The organism is Micromonospora sp. NPDC049903 (assembly GCF_044460945.1).
In the GTDB taxonomy this organism is placed as follows: Bacteria; Actinomycetota; Actinomycetes; order Mycobacteriales; family Micromonosporaceae; genus Micromonospora.
Window position 1 is genome coordinate 85,782 of record NZ_JBITKL010000006.1, and the last position, 25,059, is coordinate 110,840.

The window sequence follows — 25,059 nt, forward strand, 5'->3', positions numbered from 1 at the left end:
GGCCCAGGCTAGGCGGTCTGCCCGGCGAGGTCGGGGACCAGCAGCCCGACCAGCTCCACGTGCTGGGTCATCGGGAAGAGGTCGTAGCCGCGCAGCGCCGCCAACCGCCAGCCCAGCCCGGTGAAGACCCGCAGGTCCCGGGCGAACGCGGCCGGGTCGCAGGCCACGTAGGCGACGGCACGCGGCCCGGCGGCGACCACGTCGCGCACCACCCGGGCACCGGCGCCCGACCGAGGCGGATCGAGCACCACCACGTCGACCGGGCCGGTGATCCGGCGGCGGGCCAGCGCGGTCTCCACCCGGGCCGCCACCACCTCCACCCGGGGCAGGTCGCGCAGGTTCTCCCGGGCCGCCGTGGCACCGTCGCCGGCCGCCTCGACCAGCGTGACCCGGCCCGACTCGCCGACCCGTTCGGCCAGCGCGGCGGCGAAGAGTCCGGCCCCGCCGTAGAGGTCCCAGGCGGTCTCGCCCGGCTGCGGGTCGGTCAGCTCCAGCACCGCGTCGACAAGCGTGTCCGCCGCCGCCGGGTGCACCTGCCAGAAGGACGAGGCGGGCAGCGCCCACTCCCGGCCCGCGGCCCGCTCGCGCACCTGCTCCGGGCCGCTGACGATCCGGGTACGCCCGGCCGCGACGGCGGTCACCGTCACGTCCCCGCCGGTGGACGCGACCGTCTCCACCGCCTCGTCGTCCGGCCACCGCGTACCGGCGGAGGTGAGCACCGGCAGGTCCTGCACGGCCGGGTGGGCGATCAGGCAGCGGTCGATCGGCACCACCTCGTGCGAGCGGTGTTTGAGCAGCCCGGCCCGGCCCGCCGCGTCGACCGCGTAGCGGACCCGGGAGCGCCAGCCCAGCGGCCCGCCGGGTAGCGCCTCGACCCGGACGCCCAGCGCGTCGCAGGCGGCCTCGTCGAGGCCGCCGATCCGGACGAGTTGCTCGCGGACGACCGTGGTCTTCCAGCCGAGTTGGGCCTGCGGGGCGACGTGTTGCAGGTCGCACCCGCCGCACTGGCCCGGCCGGGCGTACGGGCAGGGCGGGGTGACCCGCTGCGCGGCGGGCTCCAGCACGGTCACCGCGTCGGCCCGGACGAATCCCCGGTGCACCTCGGTGACCTCGGCCACCACCCGTTCGCCGGGCAGCGCGTGCCGGACGAAGACCACCTGCCCGTCGACCCGGGCCACGCAGTGGCCACCGGGGGCGACCGCCGCGACGGTCAGCTCGACCCGCTGGGCCTCCTCCAGCCCGCCGCCGACCGGACCGCTCATCGCGACTCACCGCCCGGCGTCTCGCCGTCGCGGGACGCCACCGAGCCGGCCGGCGGGACGTGCGGCGGCAGCGTGCTGCGCGGCGTCACCCGAGGCCCCCGGGCCGGTCCCCGGCTCAGCGTGGCGTCCATCCGGTCCAGGTCCTTGCCGGCGGTCGAGGCGAGCTGCCACGGCACACTGGTCACCATCACTCCCGGTTCGAAGAGCAGGCGGCCCTTGAGCCGCAGCGCGCTCTGGTTGTGCAACAGGTTCTCCCACCAGCGGCCGACCACGTACTCGGGGATGAAGACCGTGACCACGTCGCGCGGTGACTCGCGGCGGACCCCCGCCACGTAGTTCAGGATCGGCCGGGTGATCTCCCGGTACGGCGAGTCGATCACGGTCAGCGTGATCGGCACCTCCCTCCGCTCCCAGTCCGCCTGCAACTGCCGGGTGTCGGTGTCGTCCACGTTGACGGTCACCGCGGTCAGCGTGTCCGGCCGGGTGGCCTGCGCGTACGCGACCGCCCGCAGCGTCGGCTGGTGCAGTTTGCTGACCAGCACGATCGCGTGGTTACGGGCGGGCAGCACCGGGCGACCGTCGTCCGGGGTCAGTTCCACCGCGACCCGGTCGTAGTGCCGGCGGATGGCCAGCATCAGCAGATAGATCACGCCCATCGCGACGATCGCGATCCAGGCGCCCAGCAGGAACTTGGTGATCAGCACGATGACCAGCACCGTTCCGGTCATCGCCATGCCGAAGGTGTTGATCGCCCGGGAACGGACCATCCGGGACCGCACCCGGGGATCGCGTTCGGTGCGCAGCAGCCGGTTCCAGTGCCGGATCATGCCGGCCTGGGAGAGCGTGAACGAGACGAAGACCCCGACGATGTAGAGCTGGATGAGCTTGGTCACCTCGGCCTGGAAGCCGACGATCAGCACGATCGCGAAGGCGGCCAGGAACAGGATGCCGTTGGAGAAGGCCAGCCGGTCGCCCCGGGTGTGCAGTTGCCGGGGCAGGTAGCGGTCCTGGGCCAGGATCGAGCCGAGCACCGGGAAGCCGGTGAAGGCGGTGTTCGCGGCCACGAACAGGATCGTGGCGGTCACCCCGACCACCAGGAACAGCAGGATCGAACCGGATCCGAAGATGGTCTCGGCGAGCTGCGCGGTGACGGTCTTCTGCACGTACCCGTCCGGACCCCCGACGATCTGGTGGCCCGGGTCCTCGACGAACTGCAACCCGGTGAGCCGGGCCAACCAGACGATGCCGACCAGCATGGTCACCGCGACCAGGCCGAGCATCAGCAGCGTGGTGGCGGCGTTGCGGCTCTTGGGCGCCTTGAACGCCGGCACCCCGTTGGAGATCGCCTCGACGCCGGTGAGCGCGGCGCACCCGGACGAGAAGCTGCGCAGCAGCAGGAAGGCCATCGCCCAGCCGGTGGTGTCGTGCCACTCGGCGGCGATGACCAGGTCGGCGCTGGGTGCGCGCAGGTCCTCACCGAGCACCACGATGCGGACCAGCCCGGTGAGGATCATGCCGATGATGACGATCATGAAGCCGTAGGTGGGGATGGCGAACGCGCTGCCCGCCTCCTTGAGCCCCCGCAGGTTGACCGCGGTGAGCAGGACCACCGCGCAGACCGCGATCAGCACCTTGTGGGTCGCCACGAAGGGAATCACCGAGCCGAGGTTGGCCACCCCGGAGGAGACCGACACGGCGACCGTCAGCACGTAGTCGACCAGCAGGGCGCTGGCCACCCCGACCCCGGCCCGTCGGCCGAGGTTGACCGTGGCCACCTCGTAGTCGCCGCCGCCCGAGGGGTAGGCGTGCACGTTCTGCCGGTAGCTGGCCACCACGGTCAGCATCACCACGACGACGCCGAGGGCCACCCACGGCGAGAACACGAAGGCCGAGGCCCCCGCGATGGAGAGCATCAGAAGGATCTCGTCCGGCGCGTACGCCACGCTGGACAGCGCGTCCGAGGCGAAGACGGGCAGGGCGATGCGCTTCGGTAGGAGGGTGTGCTTGAGGCGGTCGGACCGGAACGGTCGACCGACGAGCAGCCGCTTCAACAGGGAGGTGGATCGGGCCACAACCGCCAAGCGTACGACCGCTGTCGCCCGGGACGCGCGGTGGTCGCCCGCAGCCGCTCCCGAGGCCGGAGTACCGTCGGTCCCCGTCCGCGACGCCGACGTGGCAGGCTCGCAGGCGACGAGGCGCGGCGGTACGCACCGTGGGAGGAAGCGTGCATATCGTGATCATGGGGTGTGGCCGGGTCGGGTCGACCCTGGCGCACAGCCTCGAAGCCCGGGGGCACTCGGTGGCGGTGATCGACCACGACGCCGAGGCGTTCCGCCGACTGGGGCCGGACTTCGCCGGGATCACGGTCACCGGGGCCGGTTTCGACGGCGACGTGCTGCGCGAGGCCGGCATCGAACGGGCCGACGCCTTCGCCGCCGTCTCCAGCGGCGACAACTCCAACATCATCTCGGCCCGGCTGGCCCGCGAGACGTTCGGCGTGTCCCGGGTGGCGGCCCGCATCTACGACCAGCGTCGCGCCCAGGTCTTCGAGCGCCTCGGCATCCCCACCGTGGCCACCGTCCGCTGGACCGCCGACCGGATGCTGCGGCACCTGCTGCCGGAGGGCAACGTGGAGATCTTCCGCGACCCGACCAGCACGGTCTCGATCATCGAGGTGCCGGTGCACGAGGATTGGATCGGTCGGCCGGTCCGGGCGCTGGAGGAGGCCACCGGGGCCCGGGTGGCGTACCTGATCCGCTTCGGCATCGGCACGCTGTCCACCGGTTCCAGCGTGGTGCAGGAGGGCGATCAGGTCTTCATGCTGGTCACCGACGACATGGTGGCCACGGTCACCGCCACGGCGGCGGCGCCGGAAGGGGGACAGTGACATGCGGGTCGCCATCGCCGGTGCCGGCAACGTGGGCCGCTCGATCGCCCAGGAGCTGATCGAGAACGGCCACCAGGTGATGCTCATCGAGCGGCAGCGGCGGAAGCTGCGGCCGGAGCGGGTCCCGGACGCGCAGTGGGTACTGGCCGACGCCTGCGAGCTGACCAGCCTGGAGCAGGCCGACCTCGCCGGTTGTGACGTGGTGGTCGCCGCCACCGGCGACGACAAGGCCAACCTCGTGGTCTCACTGCTGGCCAAGACCGAGTTCGCGGTGCCCCGGGTGGTCGCCCGCGTCAACCGGGCCGAGAACGAGTGGCTCTTCACCGAGCAGTGGGGCGTGGACGTGGCGGTCAGCAAGCCGCGCGTGATGGCCGCCCTGGTCGAGGAGGCGGTGACCGTCGGTGACCTGGTCCGCCTGATGACCTTCCGGCAGGGTGAGGCCAACCTCGTCGAGATCACGCTGCCGCCGACCGCGCCCTACGTCGGGCAGCCGCTGCGGGCGGTGCCGCTGCCCCGGGACGCCGCGCTGGTGGCCATCCTGCGCGGCAAGCGGGTCCTGGTGCCCAGCCCCGACGACCCGGTCGAGGCCGGCGACGAGCTGATCTTCGTGTGCACCGCCGAGATGGAGGACGCGGTACGCGCGGTGATCCTCGGCCCGGACAGCGTCGAGCGCACCCGGGAGTCGCGCTGAGCCGCCGCCCGGGTCAGCTCGGCAGCGGCGTCGGCTCCGGCTCCGACTCCCGCATGACCCGCCGGACGGTCCAGACCGTGATCAGCAACAGCAGCACGTACGGCGGGTAGCCCAACGCGAGCCGGGCCACGCCCAGCGCGGTGTCCTGCTGCGCCAGGTAGAGCCCGGCCTGCACGCCGACCTTGGCCAGCCAGACCACGCCCCACAGCACGGTCAGGCCGGTGAAGGTACGCACCAGCTTCGGGTCGTCGCGCCACTCGGAGCTGCCCTTGGCCACCAGCACCGACCACAGCCAGCCGACCAGGGGTTGCCGGATCACCGCCGAGACCAGCAGCGCCACTCCGTAGCCGATGCCGTAGAGGATGCCGGGCAGATAGAAGTCGCGGGCCTCGCCGGTCCGCCAGGCGATGGCGGCACCGATGCCGATGCCGAACAGCCCGTTGACCGCGTGGCGCACCGGCCGGCGCTGGGCCAGCCGCAGCACGCCGATCAGGACCGCCACACCCACCGACGCGATCACCGCGGGACGCAGTTCGCCGAGGATGTTGACCACCACGAAGACGACCACCGGGATGCTGGACTCGACCAGCCCCCGCCATCCGCCGAGTTGGTCGGCCATCTGCTCGGCGACGGTCGGCAGCCGCTCCTCGTCGGTCGGCTCGGTCTCCGGCTGGGTGGCCGGGTGCTGTCCGGTGGTCATCGCCCGCCTTTCATCCGCCGCGCCCGCGCAGTCACGTCGACGGCTCCAACTCGTAGTACGGGTTGTAGATCACCTTGCGGTCGTCCCGCACCGCGATCCGCCCCTTCGCGGTCAGGTGTCGCCCGGGTTCGATGCCGGTGATGCGTCGCTGCCCCAGCCAGACCAGCGTCACGACGTCACTGCCGTCGTAGAGGTCGGCCTCCAGCGCCGGCTGGTTGGTGCGCGGCGTGTAGACCACCGTACGCAGGCGGCCGGTGACCGACGCCACCTGGCCCCGGGCACACTGCGCCGCCGGGACACCGCCGCACCGGGCGCTGTCCCGCTGCAACTGCTGGGCCTCGATCTCGGCCTCGCTGGCGGTGAGCCGTCGCAGCATCCGCCGCAGCGAACCCCGACCCTCGCCGGTGCCCATGACCTCCGCGTCACCCCATCCACGCCGGCCGGGACGTCTCCGGCACCCGCCGTGCTCCCGGCGGCGCCGGAACGGTTCACGCCAGCGTACGCCGGTCCGGGCCGTTGCGGCGCGTTCGCCGGAGCCTGGCTCAGCGCGTACCGGGTGCCGGCGCCGTCTCGGCACCGGCCTCGACCTGATCGGCCGCCTCGCGGGGCAGGCGCAGCGGCAGCGGTTCCCGCACCGGCTTGGCCTCCTGTCCCCGGTCGACGACCAGGCCGTTGAGGCAGTCGGCCAGCGGACCGGCGGCGTCCGGGTCGGTGGCCGCCGCGCCCTGGTACACCGCCCGGACCATCCACCGCGGCCCGTCGACACCGACGAACCGCAGGTCGGTCAGCCCGTCCTCGGTACGCACCCGGGCGTGCAGCTCGGTGCCGTACTCGCCGACGACCTCCTGGGCGGCCGCGCCGTCGTTGAACAACGACTTGCGGATCTCCTCGCGCACTTCCTCCCAGATCCCCTCCGAGCGCGGCGCGGCGAAGACGCCGAGTTGCAGGGCGCTCGGCCCGTGCACCAGCACCACCTGCTGGATCACCCCCTGCGGGTCGGCCTGTACCCGCACCTCGACCTCGGGGATCGCTGGGATCTGCAGGCTGCCCAGGTCGAGTCGCTGCACCCCGTCCGGCGCCTCGGAGACGTCGTACGGCCCGCGCGCCGGTGCCGCCGGCGCCGACTCGGCGCCGTCGACCGTCTGGAGCGCGTCCGTGGCTCGCTCGTCACGGGCGTGCCGTCCCGCGGCCCGCTTTCGGGAGAAGATCACTGCGTCCACCCTCCGCTGTTCGCACTCACCGTGCCATCTCTTCCGTCCACGCCGTCCGTGGCCGGCGGCGGCACCAGCCCGACGTGTCCGCCGGTGGAGCCGTGCCCGCCGGTCCCGCGTCCGGACGCGGGCAGCTCGGCCACCGGCCGGAAGGCCGCCCGTTCCACCCGCTGCACAACGAGTTGCGCGATCCGGTCGCCCCGCGAGATCTTCACCGGTGCGGCCCGATCATGGTTGATCAGGTTGACCAGGATCTCACCCCGGTAGCCGGCGTCGACCGTACCGGGCGCGTTGAGCACCGTCACGCCGAGTCTGGCCGCGAGCCCCGATCGGGGGTGGACCAGGCCCACGTACCCCTCGGGCAACGCGATCGCCACGCCGGTCGGCACCAACGCCCGGCCGCCGGGCGGCAACTCGACGTCGGCGGCGGCCACCAGGTCGGCACCGGCGTCACCGGGATGCGAGTACGCCGGCAGCGGCAGCTCGGGGTCGAGTTGCCGTACCGGCACGGGCACCAGGTCGGTCACGGTCTACCTCTTTCGTCCGTTCCGCTGGGGGTGACCCTGCCATCCTGCCCGGTACCCGGCCCGCCGCGCGCCGTACCCTGGCACGAGTGAGCACGTCACCGTCCCCCTCCCGCACCACGGCGATCCCGACGTACGCCGAACGGCTCCGTCTGCCCTGGTGGCTGTGGCCGGCCGGGATCGCGGTCGCCGCGCTGCTCTCGGTGGAGGTCTGGATGGGCGCGGCCGGCGTACGCGCCTGGCTGCCGTTCGCGGTGCTCGTCCCGCTCGCGCTGGCGACCATGGCGTGGCTGGGCCGGATCCGGGTCGCGGTGACCGGCGGGGAGCTTCAGGTCGACGACGCCCGACTGCCGGTGCGCTTCGTCGCCGACGCCGTCGCGTTGGACGCCGACGGGCGGCGTGAGGTGCTCGGTGTCGCCGCCGACCCGCTGGCCTTCGTGGTGCAGCGGCCGTGGATCTCCGGCGCGGTCCAAGTGGTCCTCGACGACCCGGACGATCCCACCCCGTTCTGGGTGGTCAGTTCCCGACGCCCGGTCGAACTCGCCGAGGCGCTCCTGGCCGCCCGCGACGCGGCACGCTGACTCCCACCCCACCCCGGGCGCGCTCGGGCCTCCTCGACGCTTTCAGGGCCGCTGCCGACGCTGTTCCGGGGCTCAGCCGTCGCGCGGGGCGGTCGGTCAGGAAGCGGGCAACGCGGGCGGGCCACCGGGCGCGGGCGGCCCATCGGGCAGCGTCCGCCGCTGGCGGCGCAGGTCGGTGCGGAGCTCGTCGGCGAGCGCCCGGGTGGCCCGCCGGTTCAGGAAACTCGCCACCGCCGCGCCGGTCAGGAAGGGCCCGAGCGTGGTCAGGTTGCGACCGAACCGCTTGAGCAGGGTGTCCCGCAGCTCGTGGCGGGCGGCGGTGCCGAGCACGGCGCCCACCCCCACGCCCGGCATCATCGGGTTGACCCCGCGCCGGTTGGCCCACGCCTGCACCAGGGCGACGGTGCGTTCGGTGCCGCCGCTGGGCAGCGGCACGCCGTAGATCTCGTGCAGCTCGCCGGTCAGCTTCAGCTCGATCGCCACCACGGTGACCGTCTCGGCGGCCAGCAGCACCGGCGCGGACAGCAGGCTCGGGGTGACCGTCCACTGCACCGCGGAGGCGCCGCCGCCGGCCGCGCCGATCCCCGCCGTCGCCCGGGACGCGTTACGCACCAGCCGGTCGGCCAACTGCTCGTCGTCCAGGCCCGGGAAGTGTCGGCGCAGGGTGGCCAGATCCCGGATCGGTACGTGCGGGGCGATCTCGGCGACGGTGTCGACCATCCAGCGCACGGCGGCCTTCGGCTTGAACAGGTCACCGATGCCCCGGGCCCGGGCCTGCCCCACCAGCCGCCCGAGCAACTGGCGGCGTTTCGCCGGCTCGACGTCGTCGGCGGTCAGCGCGACCACCGTCGCGCCCAGTTCGTCCGTGCCCCGCTGGTCCGTACTCTGCTCGTCCGCGTCCCGCCCGTTCACGTCCCGCCCGTTCGCGTTCGGCTCGCTCATGCCGCCACTCCGCTGCCCTCCGTGCCGCCACGCGACACCGCGGTACGGGACCGATGACTCGACCGTCGCCGCGCGCCCATGCCTGACCTCCCCCGGCTGACGGCCACCACGTGGCACGTCACCTCACGAGTGAATCAGGTCTCGGGCGTCGCCGCTCGCCGAGCCGGGTAGCGGCGGCTCCGTGCCGGAGCCGCCGCTGTGGTGGTGGTGTCGGGCCGTCGGTCAGACACACTCACGGCAGATCAACTCGCCGTTGCGCTCGACCGCAAGCTGGCTGCGGTGGTGCACCAGGAAACACCGGGCACAGCGGAACTCGTCCTGCTGCATCGGTAGCACCTTGACCGTGAGCTCCTCGTCGGCGAGGTCGGCGCCGGGCAGCTCAAAGCTCTCCGCCACCTCCGCCTCGTCGACGTCCACGGCACCCGACTGTGAGTCGACGCGCCGGGCCTTGAGCTCTTCGAGGCTGTCCTCGCCGAGGTCGACCTCGTCGCGGCGCGGGGCGTCGTAGTCGGTGGCCATCGGTTTCACTCTCCCATTTCGATGTTGTCGCTTCCGGTTGTAACGCCGGACGACGCTGTTTCGGTTCCGCTGGCCGGCCACCGCAAGTGTCGGCCACCCGACCCGACGACTGCGTGGGCCAGACCGCCAGAGGATCTCCCCGACGAGCGCGGAACCTACCCCCCCTTGGGCGAGGCATGTATACCGCCCTCGTGGCTGAGATGTACGCCCCTGCACGGGAAGTTGTTCCCAATGTGACTCAGGCGACACGAAGATAGGGGTAGTAGTACCCGGTTCCAGGGTGGCGCGCCGGTATGTCGGACTGTTTCCACGCGACGGTCGGACAACCGTTAACCTCAGCGGCGTACCCGGCGGCCGGCGGGACGGCCCCCACGCCGACGGCCGCTGCCACCCATCCATCGCCCGGGAGCGCCCTGATGAGCTTTGCGCGAGTGCGAGCACTCGTTGTCGTCGGCATGCTGGCGGTGGTCGCCCTGGTCTTCGTGGTCGTCGCCCTCGTCAAGGACACCCAGGGTAACGCGGGCTCCGCCCAGGGTTGCCCGGAGGACTGGCCCCGCGCCGACGTGACGTTGCGTGAGCGCAAGGACGTCAAGATCAAAGTGTTGAACGCCACCGACCGCCCCGGGTTGGCCAGCAGCGTGGGCGACGAGTTCCGCAACCGCGACTTCCAGGTCCAGAAGGAAGGCAACCAGAAGAAGCAGGTCGACGACGTGGCGGTGCTGCGGTACGGCCCGAAGGGCGTCGGCTCCGCCCACCTGCTGCGGGCGTACTTCCTGAACAACGCCGAGTACGAGTACGACGCCAAGCGCGAGGACGACGTGGTGGACGTGATCCTCGGCAACGGCTTCCGGCAACTGGCGACCACCACCGAGGTCAACCAGTCCCTCGGCGACCTCGGTTCGCCGGTGGCCCCGCCGGGCACCTGCCCGATGCCGATAGAGGACTGACCGACGGATCGGTCCGACCGGGTGGACCGGACGAGCCGGGCGGGCCGAATCTGATCGGCCGAGCGTCCCGACTTCGGCTCACCCGGCCGGACGATCACGGGCCGCCGGAGGCGTCCAGCGCGGCCAGCCGGTCGTGCAGGGGCGCGAACAGCTCCGGCGGCGCGGCGATGACCATGTCCGGCCCGGGGCCCTGCCCGTCGATCCCGCCGATCCGCAGGCCGGCCTCGGTGGCCACCAGCCCGCCGGCCGCCCGGTCCCAGTCCGCCAGGCCCTTCTCGTAGAACGCGTCGGCCCGCCCCTCGGCGACCAGGCAGAGGTCGACGGCGGCGGCGCCGAGTCGACGGATGTCCCGGACGTGCGCGATCAACTCGGTCACCACCCGGGCCTGGTGGGCACGTCGGGCCGGGTCGTAGCCGAAGCCGGTGATCACGAGCGTCTGCCCGAGGTCGGTCTCGGTGGAGCCGCGCAGCCGCCGGCCGTCCCGCCAGGCACCGCCGCCGGCCGTCGCGGTCCACTCCTCGCCGGTGTGGATGTTGCGCACCACCCCCGCCACGACCTCGCCGTCCACCTCTGCGGCGATCGACACCGCGCAGTGGGCCAGTCCGTACAGGTAGTTGACCGTGCCGTCGATCGGATCCACGATCCACCGCACTCGCGCCGGTGCGGCCGTGCCGCGCTCCGTCGCGCCGTACTCCTCGCCCAGCACCGCGTCGTCCGGACGTCGCAGGCGCAGCGCGTCGACGATCTGGCGCTCCACCGCCCGGTCGGCCGCGGTCACCACGTCGGTGGCGGTGCTCTTGGTGGCCGCCACGGAGACGCCCTCGACCCTCATCCGGTACGCGGTGGCCGCTGCCTCCCGCGCTACCTCGATCGCGATCTCCAACAACTGCCCTGGCTGCGGCGTCGAGCGGTCCATCGTCCGTCCCCTTCCCGCACGGCCGGGTTTCCGAGTCCTGCGCGGGTATCATCCTTACAAAGTCCAGATGTGCACCGAATCGGCGGTCTCGACCGCCGGTCAGCCGTGCGGCGCAGGATGATCGCCGCAGACGGCGTTACAATTCACCCCTGCCCACCGCCACGGGCGACCGGACGACCGGTCGGCCGGGGACACGGGGGTTCCTCAACCACATCGCCCGGCGTGGTGCCCCACGCTGCGCCGGACGATCCCGGCCGTGCTCGCTCTTCGCCTCCGGAAGGTCATTCGTGACAGAACCCCGCCAGACCGGCGCCGACGTTCGCTCGCTCACCGACACCCTGATCGCCCACGCGCAGAGCGCCGGCGGCCAGCTCACGTCGGCCCAGCTCGCGCGCACCGTCGAGTCCGCCGAGGTGACTCCGGCCCAGGCCAAGAAGATCCTGCGGGCGCTCTCCGAGGCCGGGGTGACCGTGGTGGTCGACGGTTCGGCCAGCACCCGCCGCCGGGTCGCCGCCGCCCGCTCCGCGACTCCCGCCTCCCGGGCCACCACCGCCAAGACCACCAAGAAGGCGGCGCCGCCCGCCCCGAAGCAGGCGGCCTCGTCCGACGAGGCGCCGGCTCCGGCACCCCGCAAGGCGACCGCGCGCAAGGCCGCCGGCACCACCGCCGACGTGGCCAAGGCCGTCGTGCCCGCCAAGAAGTCCACCCGGGCCACCAAGGCGACGGTGGCCGCCGCCACCGGCGCCAAGCCGGCCAAGGCCGCCGGCAAGGGCGAGGGCGCCGAGGGTGAGGTCGACCCCGAGGAGCTCGCCGCCGAGATCGAGGACGTGGTGGTCGAGGAGCCGGCCGAGCTGACCCGGGCCGCCGAGGCCGACGCGGCGAGCTCGGCCACCGACAACGACTTCGAGTGGGACGACGAGGAGTCCGAGGCGCTCAAGCAGGCGCGCCGCGACGCCGAGCTGACCGCCTCGGCCGACTCCGTCCGGGCGTACCTCAAGCAGATCGGCAAGGTGCCGCTGCTCAACGCCGAGCAGGAGGTGGAGCTGGCCAAGCGGATCGAGGCCGGGCTCTACGCCGCCGAGCGGCTGCGCGCGGCCGACGAGGGCGAGGAGAAGCTCGTCCGCGAGATGCAGCGCGACCTGCTCTGGATCTCCCGCGACGGCGAGCGCGCCAAGAACCACCTGCTGGAGGCCAACCTCCGCCTGGTCGTCTCGCTCGCCAAGCGGTACACGGGCCGTGGCATGGCCTTCCTCGACCTCATCCAGGAAGGCAACCTCGGCCTCATCCGCGCCGTCGAGAAGTTCGACTACACCAAGGGCTACAAGTTCTCCACCTACGCCACCTGGTGGATCCGCCAGGCCATCACCCGCGCCATGGCCGACCAGGCCCGCACCATCCGCATCCCGGTGCACATGGTCGAGGTGATCAACAAGCTGGGCCGGATACAGCGCGAGCTGCTCCAGGACCTGGGTCGTGAGCCCACTCCGGAGGAACTGGCCAAGGAGATGGACATCACACCGGAGAAGGTGCTGGAGATCCAGCAGTACGCCCGGGAGCCCATCTCGCTCGACCAGACCATCGGCGACGAGGGCGACAGCCAGCTCGGTGACTTCATCGAGGACTCGGAGGCGGTCGTCGCGGTCGACGCGGTGTCCTTCTCGCTGCTGCAGGACCAGCTCCAGCAGGTGCTCCAGACGCTGTCCGAGCGGGAGGCGGGCGTGGTCCGCCTGCGCTTCGGCCTGACCGACGGCCAGCCGCGCACGCTGGACGAGATCGGGCAGGTCTACGGGGTGACCCGGGAACGGATCCGGCAGATCGAGTCCAAGACGATGTCCAAGCTGCGGCACCCGTCGCGTTCCCAGGTACTCCGGGATTATCTCGACTGATCAGCTCGCGTCAACTGATCGTGTCGTTTTGACCACCAGGCGTCAACGCCGGATGGTGATCAGGTGGTTGCACGAATGTGATCGTTGACGTGGCACCCTGGGTGCACGGCACACTGTCCGTGCCAGGTGTGACCTCGGTCCCCCGCGGGCACACAGGGAAGGCGAGGCCCTGCAAGGGTGTTGCACGATAGGTGACCAAGACCGAAGAGAGTGTTCATCGGTGACGACCAGAGGAGGAAGGCGATGACCCCGACCCTCACGCCGCCGCCCGAGACGGTGAGCCCCCCGGCCGCCGATGAACGGTGCGACCGCTGCAATGCCGCCGGCAAGCTCCGGATCACCCTCTCGGGTGGCAGTGAGCTGGTGTTCTGTGGGCACCACGCCAACAAGTACGCGGAAGATCTCGTGAAGATCACCGTACGGTTCGCGACGGACCCGGAGTTCACTTGGCGCGGCGCCGACCTGATGGCCAACTAGAACCCACAAGACACACCGCCGGCCGGAGGCCCCGCAAGGGCCTCCGGCCGGCTCCGTCTACCCAGGCCCCCCTGACGCGGGTGATCAAGAGGTTTGGGCCACGATCGCGGACTCGCCCCGACGCAAACCTCTTGATCATCCGCGTGGGCGGGGCGTCAGGGTGGGGTGGGTGGGCGGGGGTGGGGTGGGTGGGGTTAGAGGGTCTGGACGGTGGCTATGCGCTCTTCGAGCTGTTCGATGGTGGCCTGGGCGCTGGGCGGGCCACCGCAGAGGCGACGGAGCTCGGCGTGGATCTTTCCGTGCGGTTGGCCGGTGCGGTGGTGCTGGGCGGCCACCAGGGCGTTGAGCTGACGACGTAGCGCGACTCGGCGCTGTGCGGCGTTCATCGGTGCCGGCGCGGGCGGTGCCGCCGGTTCGGCCGGTCGCTCGGTGGCGCGGCGCTTGCGGGCCGCCAGTTGCGCGGACTGCCGCTTGGACAGCAGCTCCGCCACCTGCTCCGAGGTGAGCAGCCCGGGCAGGCCCAGGTACTCCTCCTCCTCGGGGGTGCCGGCCTGGGCGGCGGTGCCGAACGAGGCGCCGTCGAAGATCACCTGATCCAGTTCGGCGGTGGCGGACAGCGCGGCGAACCGCTTCTCCAGCTCGCCGCTGGCCTGGTCGTCGCGCTGGGCCCGCTCCAGCAGGTCGTCGTCGAAGCCCTCGCGGTCCTTCGGCTTGCCGAGCACGTGGTCCCGCTCGGCCTCCATCTCGCTGGCCAGCCCGAGCAGGTGCGGGACGCTGGGCAGGAACACCGAGGCGGTCTCCCCCGGGCGACGGGCCCGGACGAACCGCCCGATCGCCTGCGCGAAGTACAGCGGGGTGCTGGCACTGGTCGCGTAGACACCGACGGCCAGCCGGGGGATGTCGACCCCTTCGGAGACCATCCGCACCGCGACCATCCAGCGTTGCTCGGACGCCGCGAACGTCGCGATCCGGGCCGAAGCGCCCACGTCGTCGGAGAGTACGACGGCCGCCTTCTCCCCGGTGACCTGCTCGATGAGCTTGGCGTACGAGCGGGCGGACTGCTGGTCGGTGGCGATCACCAGACCCGCCGCGTCGGGCATGCCCGCCTCGCGCAGCACGGTCAGTCGGGCGTCGGCGGCCCGCAGCACCTGCGGCATCCAGTCGCCGGCCGGGTCCAGGGCGGTACGCCAGGCCTGGGCGATCAGATCCTGGGTCATCGGCTCGCCCAGCCGGGCCGACAGCTCCTCCCCGGCGTTGGTACGCCACCGGGTCTCCCCGGAGTACGCCAGGAACAGCACCGGCCGCACCACACCGTCGCGCAGGGCGTCGCTGTAGCCGTACACCGAGTCGGCCCGGGACCGCAGCAGCCCGTCCCCGCCCCGCTCGTACTCGACGAACGGGATCGGATTGTCGTCGGAGCGGAACGGCGTACCGGTCAGCATCAGCCGGCGTACGGCGGGCTCGAAGGCGGCCTTCACCCCGTCGCCCCAGGTGCGGGAGTCGCCGGCGTGGTGGATCTCGTCGAGGATGACCAGGGTGCGCCGGGTCATGGTGCGCCGCCGGTGCACGTGCGGCGCCATACCCACCTGCGCGTAGGTGATCACCGCACCGTGGAAGTCCGTCGACGAGTGCAGGTCGGCGTTACGGAACGCGGCGTCGAGATGGATGCCGATCCGGGCCGCCGCGTCCGCCCACTGGGTCTTCAGATGCTCGGTCGGCGCCACCACGGTCACCGCCTCGACGGTGCCGTCCGCGAGGAGTTCGGCGGCGATCCGCAGGGCGAAGGTGGTCTTACCGGCGCCGGGGGTGGCGACCGCGGTGAAGTCCTCGCTGCGACGGCGCAGGTACTCCACCATCGCCTTGCGTTGCCAGGCCCGTAGGGGCGGGAACGTCTCGAGCGCCGGCGTCCGGGGTGCCACGGCTCGCTCCTCTCCGACCGCAGTGTCCCGACCGTAGGTCGGCGGACCCGGGCCGGGGGCGCGGTAGTCGCCCCACGAAAACGCCTCCGCGCAGAAGAAGCCGCGAAGGCCGACTCAGCATAACCAGGACCGGCGACCGGCCCCACGCGACGCCACACCGGCCGTCCGGTGCCCTTCGCCACTACCCGGCCGCGACGGCCACCGTGCAGGTCGCACGCCACGTCGGCTGCCGCACCGCGTCCGCGACGCGACGCCGCCCCCCGCCACCCGGGGCGGCCGGAGGGGCGGCGGTCACTCCGGAGGTGGCCCGGACGCCCCGGTGCGGGGCGGGCGCAGTGTCGCCACCGGCGCCGACCACCGTCGCCGCAGCGCCACCAGACGGATGCCGAAGGCCAGCCCCGCCGCGGCGGTGAGCGGGGCCGGGCCGGTGCGGTCGAGGCCGTACAGGACCGCGACCACGATCGCGCCGACGAGTGCCGCGAGCGCGTAGATCTCCCGCCGCAGCACCACCGGAATCTCGCCGGTGAGCAGGTCGCGGACCAGGCCGCCGCCGATCGCGGTGAGCATCCCGATCAGGCAGGCGCCGACGGCCGGCACGCCGGCTTCGAGCGCCTTGAGGGTGCCGACGACGGTGAACAGGCCGAGCCCGGCCGCGTCCAGCACCAGAACGGTGGTACGCAGCCGGGCGAACTGCGGGTGCAGCCAGAAGATCGCCCCGGCGGTCAGCGCGGCCGTGGTCGCGTACCGCCAGTCGCCGAAGGCCAGCGGCGGTGCCTCGTTGATGACCAGGTCACGGAAGATCCCGCCGCCGAGGGCGGCGACGAAACCGACGAAGACCACGCCGAACAGGTCGAGTCGCTTGGCGACCGCCGCAGAGGCTCCCGAGGCGGCGAAGACCGCGACCCCAGCCAGGTCGGCCAGGAGCAGGGCGGTGGAGGTGGTCACCGCCGCAGGTTACGCGGGCGTACGGGCGGTCGGCCCGGGGTCACTCGCGGTACGAGTCGTAGATCTCCTTGCACTTGGGGCAGACCGGCGAACCCTTCTTGGGGGTCTTCGTCACCGGGAAGGTCTCTCCGCACAGCGCCACGACGAAGGTGCCCATGACGGCACTCTCGGCAATCTTTTCCTTCCGGACGTAGTGGAACATCTCCGGACCGGTGTCGGCGTCCTTCAGCTCCGGACGCTCGAGGACCTCAGTGCTCACGTCTGCACCTCCAACCGACAAGTCTGGCAGGTCACTGTGGCCCCGGTCCACCTGAGGTGACCGAGGCGGCGGCAGTACCGTGGGCGACTGTGACCGACTTTCACCTTCGCCACGGCACCGAGGTGGCCCAGGCGCTGCGCGAGCGGCGTCCTGTGGTCGCCCTGGAGAGCACCATCGTCTCGCACGGTCTGCCCCGGCCGGACAACCTTCGGGTGGCCCGAGAGATCGAACAGGCCGTCCGGGACGCGGGAGCGGTCCCGGCCACCATCGGGATGGTCTCCGGCGAACTCGTGGTGGGCCTCGACGACGCCGAGCTGACCCGGCTGGCCACCGCCGAGGACGTGACCAAACTCTCCGTACGCGATCTCGCGGTGGCCGCCGCGACCGGCGCGGACGGTGCCACCACCGTGGCCGCGACCAGCGCGGTGGCGGCTCGGGCCGGCATCGGCGTGTTCGCCACCGGCGGCCTGGGCGGGGTGCACCGGGAGGCCGCGCAGACCTTCGACGAGTCCGCCGACCTGGTCACCCTGGCCCGGACGCCGATCGCGGTGGTCTGTGCCGGGGTCAAGTCGATCCTCGACGTCGGGGCGACGCTGGAGCGCCTGGAGACCCTCGGGGTGGCCGTGGTCGGCTACCGCACCCGCCGATTCCCGGGCTTCTTCATCACCGACAGCGGCTTCGACCTGGACTGGTCGGTCGACTCGCCGGAGCTGATCGCGGACGCACTGGCCGCCCGCGAGGCGCACGGCGTGCACCACGGTGGTCTGGTCGTCGCCAACCCGCTGCCGGTCGACGAGCAACTCGACCCGGACCTGCACGACCGGACCCTCGCCGAGGGACTGGCCCGGCTGGAGCGCGACGGGGTGAGCGGCAAGGCGGTCACCCCGTACCTGCTCTCCCACTTCCACTCCGCCACGGAAGGCGCCAGCCTGGCGGTCAACGTCCGGATCATCCTGCGTAACGCCGATCTCGCCGCCCGGATCGCGGTGGCCGCCGCCACCCGGCGCGACAGCGCCACGGCGTGAGCGGATCCGGCGTACGGACCGGCACCGGAGCGCGCCGCGGCAGCGCCGCCGGCCGGGTGCTGGTCGTCGGTGACGTGATCACCGACGTGGTGGCGGTGCTGACCGCCCCGCTGGCGCGGGGCACGGACACGCCCGCGTCGATCCGGTTCACCGGCGGCGGGCAGGCCGCGAACACCGCCGCCTGGCTGACCACGCAGAGCGTGCCGGTGACGCTGGTCGGCGCCGTCGGCGACGACACCGCCGGTCGGGACCGGATCGCGGAGCTGACCGCCGTGGGCGTCGACTGCGCGGTGCGGACGGTGACCGGGATGGGCACCGGCACGGTGATCGTGCTGGCCGGTGGGGACGAACGCACCATGGTCACCGAGCGCGGGGCGAACGTGGGGCTGCGCCCCGAGCAGGTCGACGCGGCGCTGGCCGAGGCGCCGGAGGCGAGCCACCTGCACCTGTCCGGGTACACGCTGCTGGACCCGGAGTCCCGACCGGCGGGTCGGCACGCGCTGGCCGCCGCCCGCGAACGCGGCCTCACCACAAGCGTGGACGCGGCCTCCGCGGCGCCGCTGCGGGCCGTCGGTGCGGCGGCCTTCCTGTCCTGGGTACGCGGGGTCGACCTGCTGCTGGTGAACACCGACGAGGCGACGGTGCTGGCCGGCGGACTGGATCCGGCGGCCCAGGGGCGGGCGCTGGCCGCCACTGCCCGACGGGTGGTGGTCAAGCGCGGTGGGGCGGGCGCCACCTGGGTGGAACGGACCGGCACGCTCGTCACCTCACCGGCCCGCCGGGTGGCGGTGGTGGACGTGACGGGAGCGGGTGACGCCTTCGCGGCCGGGCTGCTCGCCGCCTGGCTGACCGGGGCGACTCCGGAGGCCGCCCTGAACCGGGCCACCGACCTCGGCGCGGCGGCGGTCTCCCAGGTGGGTGCCCGGCCGGTCGGCTGAACCGCTCACGACGACCAGTCCTGCCCGGGCCGGGCCACTCCCGTGCTGCCCGGGTGGGACTGCGTCAGGGCTCGGCGTCGATGACCTTGTGCGGCCGTTCCTCGGCGGTGAGGCTCATCGGCGGGGTCTCCTGCTGCTGCCGCCGTGCCGACCGGCCGATCAGCCGGTGCTGTTCCTTCGGCGGCCGGTCGTTGGCCAGCAGCACCGCGAGCCACGGGACGACGATCATGCCCAGCGCCACCAGCGGCAGCCAGAGCCAGAGCAGGGGCGCCCGCGTGCCGACCAGGATCGCGCCGGCGATCACGCACGCCACCCGGACGCCCATCATCGCGACGTACCGCCGCTGCCGGCTGGTGAGCTGGTCATCCTGGCTGCGCGAGGCGTCGGTGATGAGGATCGGCCGGTACGCCTGATGCTTCACCGTGTACCTCCTCGAGGGGTCGCTCCCATCCTGTCACCTCGACCGGGCCCACGACGACGTTCCTCGGGCCATCGCCTCGCCGGACCGCTCAGCCCCCGGCGGCCTTCGCCTTCGCCGCCGCCTTCTGCTGCTGCTTGTACTCCCGGACCAGGCGCAACGACTCGGCGTCGGTGACGTCGGCCACCGACCGGTGGACCTCCGGCTCGCCGTAGCCGCCGGCCGCCTCCTGCCAGCCCGGCGGCCGTACGCCGAACCGCTTGCCGAGCAGGGCGAGGAAGATCTGCCCCTTCTGTCGGCCGAACCCTGGCAGGGCGGTGATCCGCGCGAGCAGTTCCGCACCGTCGGCGGGGTCGGCCCAGAGCCGGGCGGCGTCGCCGTCGTACCGGTCGACCAGCGTCCGGCAGACCTCCTGCACACGGGCCGCCATCGCCTTCGGGAACCGGTGCAGTGCCGGCGGCTGGGCGAAGAGGGCCACCAGCGCCTCCGGGTCGTACTCGGCGAGTTCCCGGGCGTCCAGGTCGTGACCGAGCCGCTGGGCCAGCACGTACGGCGAGGAGAACGCCTTCTCCATCGAGATCTGTTGGTCGAGAACCATCCCCGTCAGCAGCGCCAGCGGACTCTGCGTGAGCAGCCGGTTCGCCTCCGGGTCGATGGGCAGTGCGAGTGTCATGCCCCTCATCTTGCCCGCCCCGGTCGGCGGCAGGTGATCCAACACTCAGCTTGATTCCGGATTAGGTTAGGCTGTGCTAACTTCGGCGCTCGGTCGTCCCGGGCCGCAGAGGAAAGGGTTCATCGTGCTTCTCACCCGCCGTACCACCGGCGCGTTGCTCGCCGCCAGCTTGCTCACCGTCGGGCTGGCCGCCTGCGGATCAGGTGAGGAGGACGCGGCGGCAGACTCGGGCCAGTCGACCGACAAGTCGATCACCGTCTACAGCGGACGCAACGAGCAGCTCGTCAAGCCGCTGCTGGACAAGTTCACCGAGCAGACCGGCATCACCGTCAACGCCCGGTACGCGAACACCGCGCAGCTCGCCGCCCAGCTCGTCGAGGAGGGCGACCGGTCCCCCGCCGACGTGTTCTTCGCGCAGGACGCGGGTGCGCTGGGCACCGTGGCCAAGCAGGGCATGTTCACCACGCTCGCCGAGGAGACCACGGCGAAGGTGCCGGCGTCCTACCGCGCCGGCAACGGCCAGTGGGTCGGCGTGAGCGCCCGCGCCCGGGTGTTGGCGTACAACGCCGACCTGGTGAAGGCCGAGGAGCTGCCCGCCTCGGTGTTCGACCTGACCGGCCCGGCCTGGAAGGGCAAGGTCGGCGTCGCCCCGACCAACGCCTCGTTCCAGGCGTTCGTCACCGCCATCCGGGTGCAGCACGACGACGCCAAGGCCGAGCAGTTCCTCAGCGGCCTCAAGGCCAACGACCCGCAGATCCGCGACGGCAACGGCAAGATCCTCGAAGACGTCGGCGCGGGCACGATCCCGGCCGGCCTGGTCAACCACTACTACCTCGGTGAGATCGCCAAGGAGCAGGGCACCACGCCGGACGCGCTCAAGGTCAAGCTGCACTTCTTCTCCGGCGGTGACACCGGTGCGCTGGTGAACGTCGCGGGCGTCGGCGTGCTCAAGCGGGCCGCCGAGAACGCCGACGTGCAGAAGTTCGTGGACTTCCTGCTCGGCACCGAGGCCCAGACGTTCTTCGCCGAGCAGACCTACGAGTACCCGGTGATCGACGGCGTGCCGTCCCCGGCGTACGTGCCGGCCCTGTCCGAGCTGGCGGTGCCGCAGATCGACCTGAACGACCTGGACACCCTCGACGCCACCGTCACCATGATCAAGAACTCGGGCCTGGTGCCCTGACCGCACCACCCTCCGTCGCAGGGCCGTCCCGATCCGGGTCGGTCCTGTCCGGCGTACCCGGCGGGATGCGGCGACTCGCGCCACGGCCGGCGTTGCTCGCGGCCTCGACCGCCGCGGTGGCCGTCGCCCTGATCCCGCTGGCCTACCTCGGGGTACGCACCGCCGAGGCGGGCTGGGACGCGGTCGTCGCCGAGCTGTGGACCGAACGGGTCGCGCTGCTCGCCCTGCGCAGCCTCGCACTGGCCGCCGTGGTCACCACGGCGTGCGTCCTGCTCGGCGTGGGCACCGCGTTCCTGGTCACCCGGACCGATCTGCCCGGCCGCCGGGCCTTCGCCGTGCTGGCGGCGTTGCCGCTGGCCGTACCCACCTACATCGCCGCCTTCGCCTGGGTCTCCGCGCTGCCCCGGCTGGAGGGGTTCTGGCCGGCGGCGCTGGTGCTCACCCTCTGCTCCTATCCGTACGTGCTGCTGCCGGTCGCGGCGGCGCTGCGCGGCGCGGACCCGGCGCAGGAGGAGGTGTCCCGGTCGCTCGGGCGCAGCGGGTGGCAGACCTTCACCGCGGTGACGCTGCGGCAGATCCGCCCGGCCACCGCCGCCGGTGCGCTGCTGGTCGCCCTCTACGTGCTCTCCGACTTCGGCGCGGTCTCCATCCTGCGCGCCGACACCTTCACCCGGGCCATCTTCGTCGCCTTCGACCTCGGCTTCGACCGGACCGGCGCGCTGGTGCTCTCCAGCGTGCTGGTGGTGCTCACGGTGGTGCTGCTGACCGGCGAGACCGCCACCCGTCGCCGGGGGGCCCGGTACGCGCGGCTCGGCGGCACCCGCCGTCCCGCACCCCGGCTGGCGCTCGGGTCGGCCCGCTGGCCGGCCATCGCCGTGCTGACCGGCGTCGCCGCGCTGGCGCTCGGCGTCCCGGCGGTCAGCCTCGGGCGGCGGCTCGCCGCCGGGGTGTCCCGCCCGGGCGCCCTGCCCGAGGTGCTCACCGCCGCCGGGAACTCGCTGACCGTCTCGCTGGCCGGCGCCGCGCTCACCATGCTGTTGGCGCTGCCGCTGGGGCTGCTCGTCGCGCGGGCGCCGGGTCCGCTGACCACCGTGCTGGACCGGCTGGCGTACCTGGCCCACGCCCTGCCCGGCGTGGTGATCGGACTCTCGCTGATCTTCTTCGGCATCAACGTGGCGTACCCGCTCTATCAGACCCGGTGGCTGCTCGCCCTGGCGTACGCGACGCTCTTCCTGCCGCTGGCGGTCGGCGCGGTGGCCGGCGCGGCCGCCCAGTCCCCCGCCGGTCTGGAGGAGGTGGCCCGGTCGCTCGGCCGTGGCCCCTGGACCGTGCTGCGCACGGTGACCCTGCCGCTCACCCTGCCGGGCATCGGCGCCGGGGCCGCGCTGGTCTTCCTCACCGGCATGAAGGAACTCCCGGCCACCCTGCTGCTGCGCCCCACCGGCACGGACACCCTCGCCACCGAGCTGTGGACGAGTACGGCCGTCGGCGCCTACGCGGCGGCGGCCCCCTACGCCGCGCTGCTGGTGCTGATCTCGGCGGTACCCACCTGGCTGCTGGTCGCCCGCAGCGGCCTGCTCGACCGGGAAAGCGGCACATGAACGAAGAACGCAGGCAACGAGAGTGGAGGGGTGGCATGAGTGAGCGCAGCGAACGAATCAGCAGCTCAGCAGCCCATGCCACCACGCAACGAAGTGGAGGGGTGGCATGAGTGAGGTCGTGCTCGACGGTGTGGTGAAGCGGTACGGGCGGGTCACCGCGTTGGCCGGCGCCGACCTCAGCGTGCCGTCCGGGCAGTTGACCGCGGTGCTCGGGCCGTCCGGCTGCGGCAAGACCACGTTGCTGCGCTGTCTGGCCGGCTTCGAGCGGCTCGACGGCGGCGAGATCCGCATCGACGGCGCGGTGGTCGCGGGCGGCGGTCGGCACCTGCCGGCGCACCGCCGCCGCATCGCGGTGGTGCCCCAGGAGGGTGCTCTCTTCCCGCATCTGCGGGTCGCCGAGAACGTCGGCTACGGGCTGGACCGGGCCACCCGACGGACCGACCGGGTCGAGGAGGTGCTGGCGCTGGTCGGGCTGGCCGGGTACGGCGACCGGATGCCGCACCAGCTCTCCGGCGGGCAGCAGCAGCGGGTCGCGGTGGCCCGTGCGCTCGCGCCCCGGCCGTCGGTGGTGCTGCTGGACGAGCCGTTCAGCGCCTTGGACGCGGGGCTGCGCGCCGGGCTGCGGCACGACGTACGCGAGGCGCTGCGTGCCGACGGGGCGACCGGTGTGCTGGTCACCCACGATCAGGGTGAGGCGCTGTCGGTGGCCGACAAGGTGGTGGTGCTGCGCGACGGGCGGGTGGTGCAGGCCGCCGCGCCGACCACGGTCTATCGGGAGCCGGCCGATCCCTGGGTGGCCGGTTTCGTCGGTGACGCGGTGCTGCTGCCGGCGATCGTCGAGAGCGGGACCGCCCGGACCGCGTTGGGGATGCTACCGGTCGCCGGTGCGGTGGCCGACGGGCCGGTCACCGTGCTGCTGCGGCCGGAGCAGATCCGGCTGGCCGCCGGAGCGGGCGGAGTCACCGGCACCGTGCTGCGGCACGACTTCCACGGCCACGACGCGCTCGTCGGTCTGCGGCTGGGCGACGGTACGGCGATCACCGCCCGGGTGCTCGACGGCGCCGCCGTACCGATGGACGGCGAGGTCGGGGTACGGGTGGACGGCGCGGCGCGGGTCTTCCCGGTGGACACCGACCGCCGGGTGCCGGTCGACCTCGCCGCCTGACCTCGGCCGGCGGTGAGTCGGCCCGGTCCGCCGCCGACGGTCGGCCTGGCTTTGCCTGCTCATGCGGGGGCCCGGCGGACGGTGGTGCCGTCCGCCGGGCCGGTGTGCGTCAGGGTCAGTTGACCACGAACAGCAGGCGGTTCGGCGAGCCGCTGCCCGGGCTGGTCACCACGCCGGTGGTGGCGTTGCTGGTCAGGTAGTTCTTGACCTGGGCCGGGGTGTAGGACGGGTTGGCCGAGAGCACGAGCGCGGCGGCGCCGGCCACGTGCGGGGAGGCCATCGAGGTGCCGTTCAGCGTGTTGGTCGCGGTGTTGCTGGTGTGGTACGCGGACAGCACGCTCGACCCGGGCGCGAAGATGTGCACGCAGGAGCCGTAGTTCGAGAAGGACGACCGGGCGTCGGTGCTGGTCGTCGAGCCGACGGTGATGGCGGTCGAGGTACGCGCCGGCGAGTAGTTGCAGGCGTTGGCGTTGGAGTTACCGGCCGCCACCGCGTAGCTGATGCCGGAGGCGATCGAGTTGGCCACCGCGTTGTCGATCGTGCTGCTGGCCCCGCCGCCGAGGCTCATGTTCGCCACGGCCGGCTTCACCGCGTTGGCGGTCACCCAGTTGACGCCGTTGACCACGCTGGCGGTGGTGCCGCCGCCGGAGCAGTTGAGCACCTTCACCGCGACCAGGCGGACGGACTTGGCCACGCCGTACGTCGCGCCGCCGACGGTCCCGGCGACGTGGGTGCCGTGGCCGTTGCAGTCGGTGTTGTTGCTGTCGACCGTGTTGGTGCCCCAGGTGGCCCGGCCGCCGAACTCGTTGTGCGTGGTGCGGATGCCGGTGTCGATGATGTAGGCCCGGACGTTCGAGGCCGTGTTCGGGTAGGTGTAGGTGCCGCTCAGCGGGCGGTTCCGCTGGTCGATACGGTCCAGGCCCCAGGTGGGGTTGGTCTGGGTGGCCTGGACGGTGAACGCCTGGTCCTGCTCGACGTACGCGACGGCCGAGTTGGCGGCGAGCCGGGCCGCCTGCTTCGCGGTCATCTTGGCGGCGAAGCCGGTCAGCGCGGCGGAGTAGGTGTCGGAGACGCTGCCCCCGTACCGCTGGACCAGGGCGGTGGCCCGGTCCGGCACTGCGGTGCGAGCCGCCGACGAACCGGCGGCGCCGACCGCGTCGGAGCGCAGGACGACGAGGTAGCTGCCGCTGACGGCGTTCGCGGCGCCGGCGCCGCGGATCTCGCCGGTGGGTGCGGCGACCGCCGCGGTGGTGCTGGCCGCTGATACGGCCGCCGCGGTGGCGACGACGGCGAGCGCCCGGATGACGTGCCGTCGCGCGATGGACCCTGAGGACATCGTCTGCCTCCCTAACCGGAACGGCCGACCGGGTCATGGCCGGACGGCGCATCC

26 protein-coding genes are annotated in these 25,059 nt (G+C 72.7%); 11 read left to right on the forward strand and 15 right to left on the reverse strand.

Annotated elements, in window-relative coordinates; genetic code table 11:
- Positions 1-8 precede the first annotated feature (8 nt).
- Both ACIBO1_RS13020 and ACIBO1_RS13025 read right to left on the reverse strand, forming a co-directional pair.
- Complete coding sequence (locus ACIBO1_RS13020) at positions 9-1,262, reverse strand: class I SAM-dependent RNA methyltransferase (RefSeq protein ID WP_396745020.1); 1,254 nt, start codon at positions 1,260-1,262, stop codon at positions 9-11.
- Positions 1,259-3,334: an APC family permease gene (locus tag ACIBO1_RS13025; protein ID WP_396745023.1), complete on the reverse strand. Its 2,076-nt coding sequence runs from the start codon at positions 3,332-3,334 to the stop codon at positions 1,259-1,261. The genes ACIBO1_RS13020 and ACIBO1_RS13025 overlap by 4 nt, the downstream gene beginning before the upstream one ends.
- A 152-nt stretch (positions 3,335-3,486) precedes the next feature.
- On the opposite strand from ACIBO1_RS13025, the gene ACIBO1_RS13030 reads away from it, so the two are divergent.
- Together ACIBO1_RS13030 and ACIBO1_RS13035 are read left to right on the forward strand one after the other, a co-directional pair.
- Complete coding sequence (locus ACIBO1_RS13030) at positions 3,487-4,149, forward strand: potassium channel family protein (RefSeq protein WP_396745026.1); 663 nt, start codon at positions 3,487-3,489, stop codon at positions 4,147-4,149.
- Between the two features lies 1 nt (position 4,150).
- Positions 4,151-4,840, forward strand: coding sequence for a TrkA family potassium uptake protein (locus ACIBO1_RS13035; protein WP_131056112.1), 690 nt, complete (start codon positions 4,151-4,153; stop codon positions 4,838-4,840).
- Positions 4,841-4,853: 13 nt separating this feature from the next.
- Here ACIBO1_RS13035 and ACIBO1_RS13040 read toward each other — a convergent pair whose 3' ends face one another.
- The 4 genes from ACIBO1_RS13040 to dut form a co-directional block, all read right to left on the reverse strand.
- Positions 4,854-5,540: a DUF3159 domain-containing protein gene (locus tag ACIBO1_RS13040; protein ID WP_396745029.1), complete on the reverse strand. Its 687-nt coding sequence runs from the start codon at positions 5,538-5,540 to the stop codon at positions 4,854-4,856.
- A gap of 31 nt (positions 5,541-5,571) precedes the next feature.
- Positions 5,572-5,952: an OB-fold nucleic acid binding domain-containing protein gene (locus ACIBO1_RS13045; protein WP_396745032.1), complete on the reverse strand. Its 381-nt coding sequence runs from the start codon at positions 5,950-5,952 to the stop codon at positions 5,572-5,574.
- A gap of 130 nt (positions 5,953-6,082) precedes the next feature.
- Positions 6,083-6,751, reverse strand: coding sequence for a DUF3710 domain-containing protein (locus tag ACIBO1_RS13050; protein ID WP_396745035.1), 669 nt, complete (start codon positions 6,749-6,751; stop codon positions 6,083-6,085).
- Positions 6,748-7,278: a dUTP diphosphatase gene (gene dut / locus ACIBO1_RS13055; protein ID WP_350693932.1), complete on the reverse strand. Its 531-nt coding sequence runs from the start codon at positions 7,276-7,278 to the stop codon at positions 6,748-6,750. Before dut ends, ACIBO1_RS13050 begins: the two co-directional genes overlap by 4 nt.
- Before the next feature lie 77 nt (positions 7,279-7,355).
- Between dut and ACIBO1_RS13060 the strand changes: the two genes are divergently transcribed.
- Positions 7,356-7,856, forward strand: a complete 501-nt coding sequence (locus ACIBO1_RS13060; protein WP_396745433.1) for a DUF3093 domain-containing protein — start codon at positions 7,356-7,358, stop codon at positions 7,854-7,856.
- Between the two features lie 96 nt (positions 7,857-7,952).
- On the opposite strand, the gene ACIBO1_RS13065 is transcribed toward ACIBO1_RS13060, so the two are convergent.
- Together ACIBO1_RS13065 and ACIBO1_RS13070 are read right to left on the reverse strand one after the other, a co-directional pair.
- Complete coding sequence (locus ACIBO1_RS13065; RefSeq protein ID WP_396745038.1) at positions 7,953-8,798, reverse strand: hypothetical protein; 846 nt, start codon at positions 8,796-8,798, stop codon at positions 7,953-7,955.
- Positions 8,799-9,020: 222 nt separating this feature from the next.
- A complete protein-coding gene (locus ACIBO1_RS13070) occupies positions 9,021-9,317 on the reverse strand; it encodes a DUF4193 domain-containing protein (RefSeq protein ID WP_007075406.1) in 297 nt (98 codons plus the stop codon).
- Positions 9,318-9,748: 431 nt separating this feature from the next.
- On the opposite strand from ACIBO1_RS13070, the gene ACIBO1_RS13075 reads away from it, so the two are divergent.
- Positions 9,749-10,264, forward strand: a complete 516-nt coding sequence (locus tag ACIBO1_RS13075) for a LytR C-terminal domain-containing protein (protein WP_396745041.1) — start codon at positions 9,749-9,751, stop codon at positions 10,262-10,264.
- Between the two features lie 94 nt (positions 10,265-10,358).
- On the opposite strand, the gene ACIBO1_RS13080 is transcribed toward ACIBO1_RS13075, so the two are convergent.
- Positions 10,359-11,180 carry an inositol monophosphatase family protein gene (locus tag ACIBO1_RS13080; RefSeq protein WP_396745044.1) on the reverse strand — a complete coding sequence of 274 codons (822 nt, stop codon included), beginning with the start codon at positions 11,178-11,180 and terminating at the stop codon, positions 10,359-10,361.
- A gap of 287 nt (positions 11,181-11,467) precedes the next feature.
- Here ACIBO1_RS13080 and ACIBO1_RS13085 point away from each other — a divergent pair, with 287 nt between their 5' ends.
- Positions 11,468-13,066, forward strand: coding sequence for an RNA polymerase sigma factor (locus ACIBO1_RS13085; protein ID WP_396745047.1), 1,599 nt, complete (start codon positions 11,468-11,470; stop codon positions 13,064-13,066).
- Positions 13,067-13,309: 243 nt separating this feature from the next.
- A complete protein-coding gene (locus ACIBO1_RS13090; RefSeq protein ID WP_117226588.1) occupies positions 13,310-13,543 on the forward strand; it encodes a hypothetical protein in 234 nt (77 codons plus the stop codon).
- Positions 13,544-13,737: 194 nt separating this feature from the next.
- Here ACIBO1_RS13090 and ACIBO1_RS13095 read toward each other — a convergent pair whose 3' ends face one another.
- From ACIBO1_RS13095 to ACIBO1_RS13105, 3 genes are all read right to left on the reverse strand, one after another.
- Positions 13,738-15,462, reverse strand: a complete 1,725-nt coding sequence (locus ACIBO1_RS13095) for a DEAD/DEAH box helicase (RefSeq protein WP_396745050.1) — start codon at positions 15,460-15,462, stop codon at positions 13,738-13,740.
- 291 nt (positions 15,463-15,753) lie between these two features.
- Positions 15,754-16,407 carry a trimeric intracellular cation channel family protein gene (locus tag ACIBO1_RS13100; RefSeq protein ID WP_396745053.1) on the reverse strand — a complete coding sequence of 218 codons (654 nt, stop codon included), beginning with the start codon at positions 16,405-16,407 and terminating at the stop codon, positions 15,754-15,756.
- 40 nt (positions 16,408-16,447) lie between these two features.
- Positions 16,448-16,666, reverse strand: a complete 219-nt coding sequence (locus ACIBO1_RS13105) for a DUF3039 domain-containing protein (protein WP_131057695.1) — start codon at positions 16,664-16,666, stop codon at positions 16,448-16,450.
- Between the two features lie 89 nt (positions 16,667-16,755).
- Between ACIBO1_RS13105 and ACIBO1_RS13110 the strand changes: the two genes are divergently transcribed.
- Both ACIBO1_RS13110 and ACIBO1_RS13115 read left to right on the forward strand, forming a co-directional pair.
- On the forward strand, positions 16,756-17,691 hold the full coding sequence (locus tag ACIBO1_RS13110; RefSeq protein WP_396745056.1) for a pseudouridine-5'-phosphate glycosidase: 936 nt from the start codon (positions 16,756-16,758) through the stop codon (positions 17,689-17,691).
- Positions 17,688-18,629: a carbohydrate kinase family protein gene (locus ACIBO1_RS13115; RefSeq protein ID WP_396745059.1), complete on the forward strand. Its 942-nt coding sequence runs from the start codon at positions 17,688-17,690 to the stop codon at positions 18,627-18,629. The genes ACIBO1_RS13110 and ACIBO1_RS13115 overlap by 4 nt, the downstream gene beginning before the upstream one ends.
- Before the next feature lie 64 nt (positions 18,630-18,693).
- Here the strand turns inward: ACIBO1_RS13115 and ACIBO1_RS13120 are convergent, their stop codons facing one another.
- Both ACIBO1_RS13120 and ACIBO1_RS13125 read right to left on the reverse strand, forming a co-directional pair.
- A complete protein-coding gene (locus ACIBO1_RS13120; RefSeq protein ID WP_396745062.1) occupies positions 18,694-19,050 on the reverse strand; it encodes a DUF3099 domain-containing protein in 357 nt (118 codons plus the stop codon).
- Positions 19,051-19,138: 88 nt separating this feature from the next.
- Complete coding sequence (locus ACIBO1_RS13125; RefSeq protein WP_396745065.1) at positions 19,139-19,720, reverse strand: HhH-GPD-type base excision DNA repair protein; 582 nt, start codon at positions 19,718-19,720, stop codon at positions 19,139-19,141.
- Positions 19,721-19,841: 121 nt separating this feature from the next.
- Here ACIBO1_RS13125 and ACIBO1_RS13130 point away from each other — a divergent pair, with 121 nt between their 5' ends.
- The 3 genes from ACIBO1_RS13130 to ACIBO1_RS13140 all read left to right on the forward strand — a co-directional run bounded on the left by ACIBO1_RS13130 (position 19,842) and on the right by ACIBO1_RS13140 (position 23,669).
- Positions 19,842-20,903 (forward strand): iron ABC transporter substrate-binding protein, encoded by a 1,062-nt coding sequence (locus ACIBO1_RS13130; protein ID WP_396745436.1) that lies wholly within the window; start codon positions 19,842-19,844, stop codon positions 20,901-20,903.
- Positions 20,904-20,968: 65 nt separating this feature from the next.
- Complete coding sequence (locus tag ACIBO1_RS13135) at positions 20,969-22,504, forward strand: ABC transporter permease (RefSeq protein ID WP_396745068.1); 1,536 nt, start codon at positions 20,969-20,971, stop codon at positions 22,502-22,504.
- A gap of 106 nt (positions 22,505-22,610) precedes the next feature.
- Positions 22,611-23,669 (forward strand): ABC transporter ATP-binding protein, encoded by a 1,059-nt coding sequence (locus ACIBO1_RS13140; protein ID WP_396745071.1) that lies wholly within the window; start codon positions 22,611-22,613, stop codon positions 23,667-23,669.
- A gap of 115 nt (positions 23,670-23,784) precedes the next feature.
- On the opposite strand, the gene ACIBO1_RS13145 is transcribed toward ACIBO1_RS13140, so the two are convergent.
- On the reverse strand, positions 23,785-25,005 hold the full coding sequence (locus tag ACIBO1_RS13145; protein WP_396745074.1) for a S8 family serine peptidase: 1,221 nt from the start codon (positions 25,003-25,005) through the stop codon (positions 23,785-23,787).
- Positions 25,006-25,059 lie beyond the last annotated feature (54 nt).

Coding starts and splice junctions, on each gene's coding strand:
- ACIBO1_RS13045 (WP_396745032.1), bottom strand. CDS start 5,952: ATGGGCACCGGCGAGGGTCGGGGTTCGCTGCGGCGGATGCTGCGACGG.
- ACIBO1_RS13090 (WP_117226588.1), top strand. CDS start 13,310: ATGACCCCGACCCTCACGCCGCCGCCCGAGACGGTGAGCCCCCCGGCC.
- ACIBO1_RS13125 (WP_396745065.1), bottom strand. CDS start 19,720: ATGACACTCGCACTGCCCATCGACCCGGAGGCGAACCGGCTGCTCACG.
- ACIBO1_RS13070 (WP_007075406.1), bottom strand. CDS start 9,317: ATGGCCACCGACTACGACGCCCCGCGCCGCGACGAGGTCGACCTCGGC.
- ACIBO1_RS13065 (WP_396745038.1), bottom strand. CDS start 8,798: ATGAGCGAGCCGAACGCGAACGGGCGGGACGTGAACGGGCGGGACGCG.
- ACIBO1_RS13040 (WP_396745029.1), bottom strand. CDS start 5,540: ATGACCACCGGACAGCACCCGGCCACCCAGCCGGAGACCGAGCCGACC.
- ACIBO1_RS13035 (WP_131056112.1), top strand. CDS start 4,151: ATGCGGGTCGCCATCGCCGGTGCCGGCAACGTGGGCCGCTCGATCGCC.
- ACIBO1_RS13145 (WP_396745074.1), bottom strand. CDS start 25,005: ATGTCCTCAGGGTCCATCGCGCGACGGCACGTCATCCGGGCGCTCGCC.
- ACIBO1_RS13135 (WP_396745068.1), top strand. CDS start 20,969: ATGCGGCGACTCGCGCCACGGCCGGCGTTGCTCGCGGCCTCGACCGCC.
- ACIBO1_RS13080 (WP_396745044.1), bottom strand. CDS start 11,180: ATGGACCGCTCGACGCCGCAGCCAGGGCAGTTGTTGGAGATCGCGATC.
- ACIBO1_RS13140 (WP_396745071.1), top strand. CDS start 22,611: ATGAGTGAGGTCGTGCTCGACGGTGTGGTGAAGCGGTACGGGCGGGTC.
- ACIBO1_RS13020 (WP_396745020.1), bottom strand. CDS start 1,262: ATGAGCGGTCCGGTCGGCGGCGGGCTGGAGGAGGCCCAGCGGGTCGAG.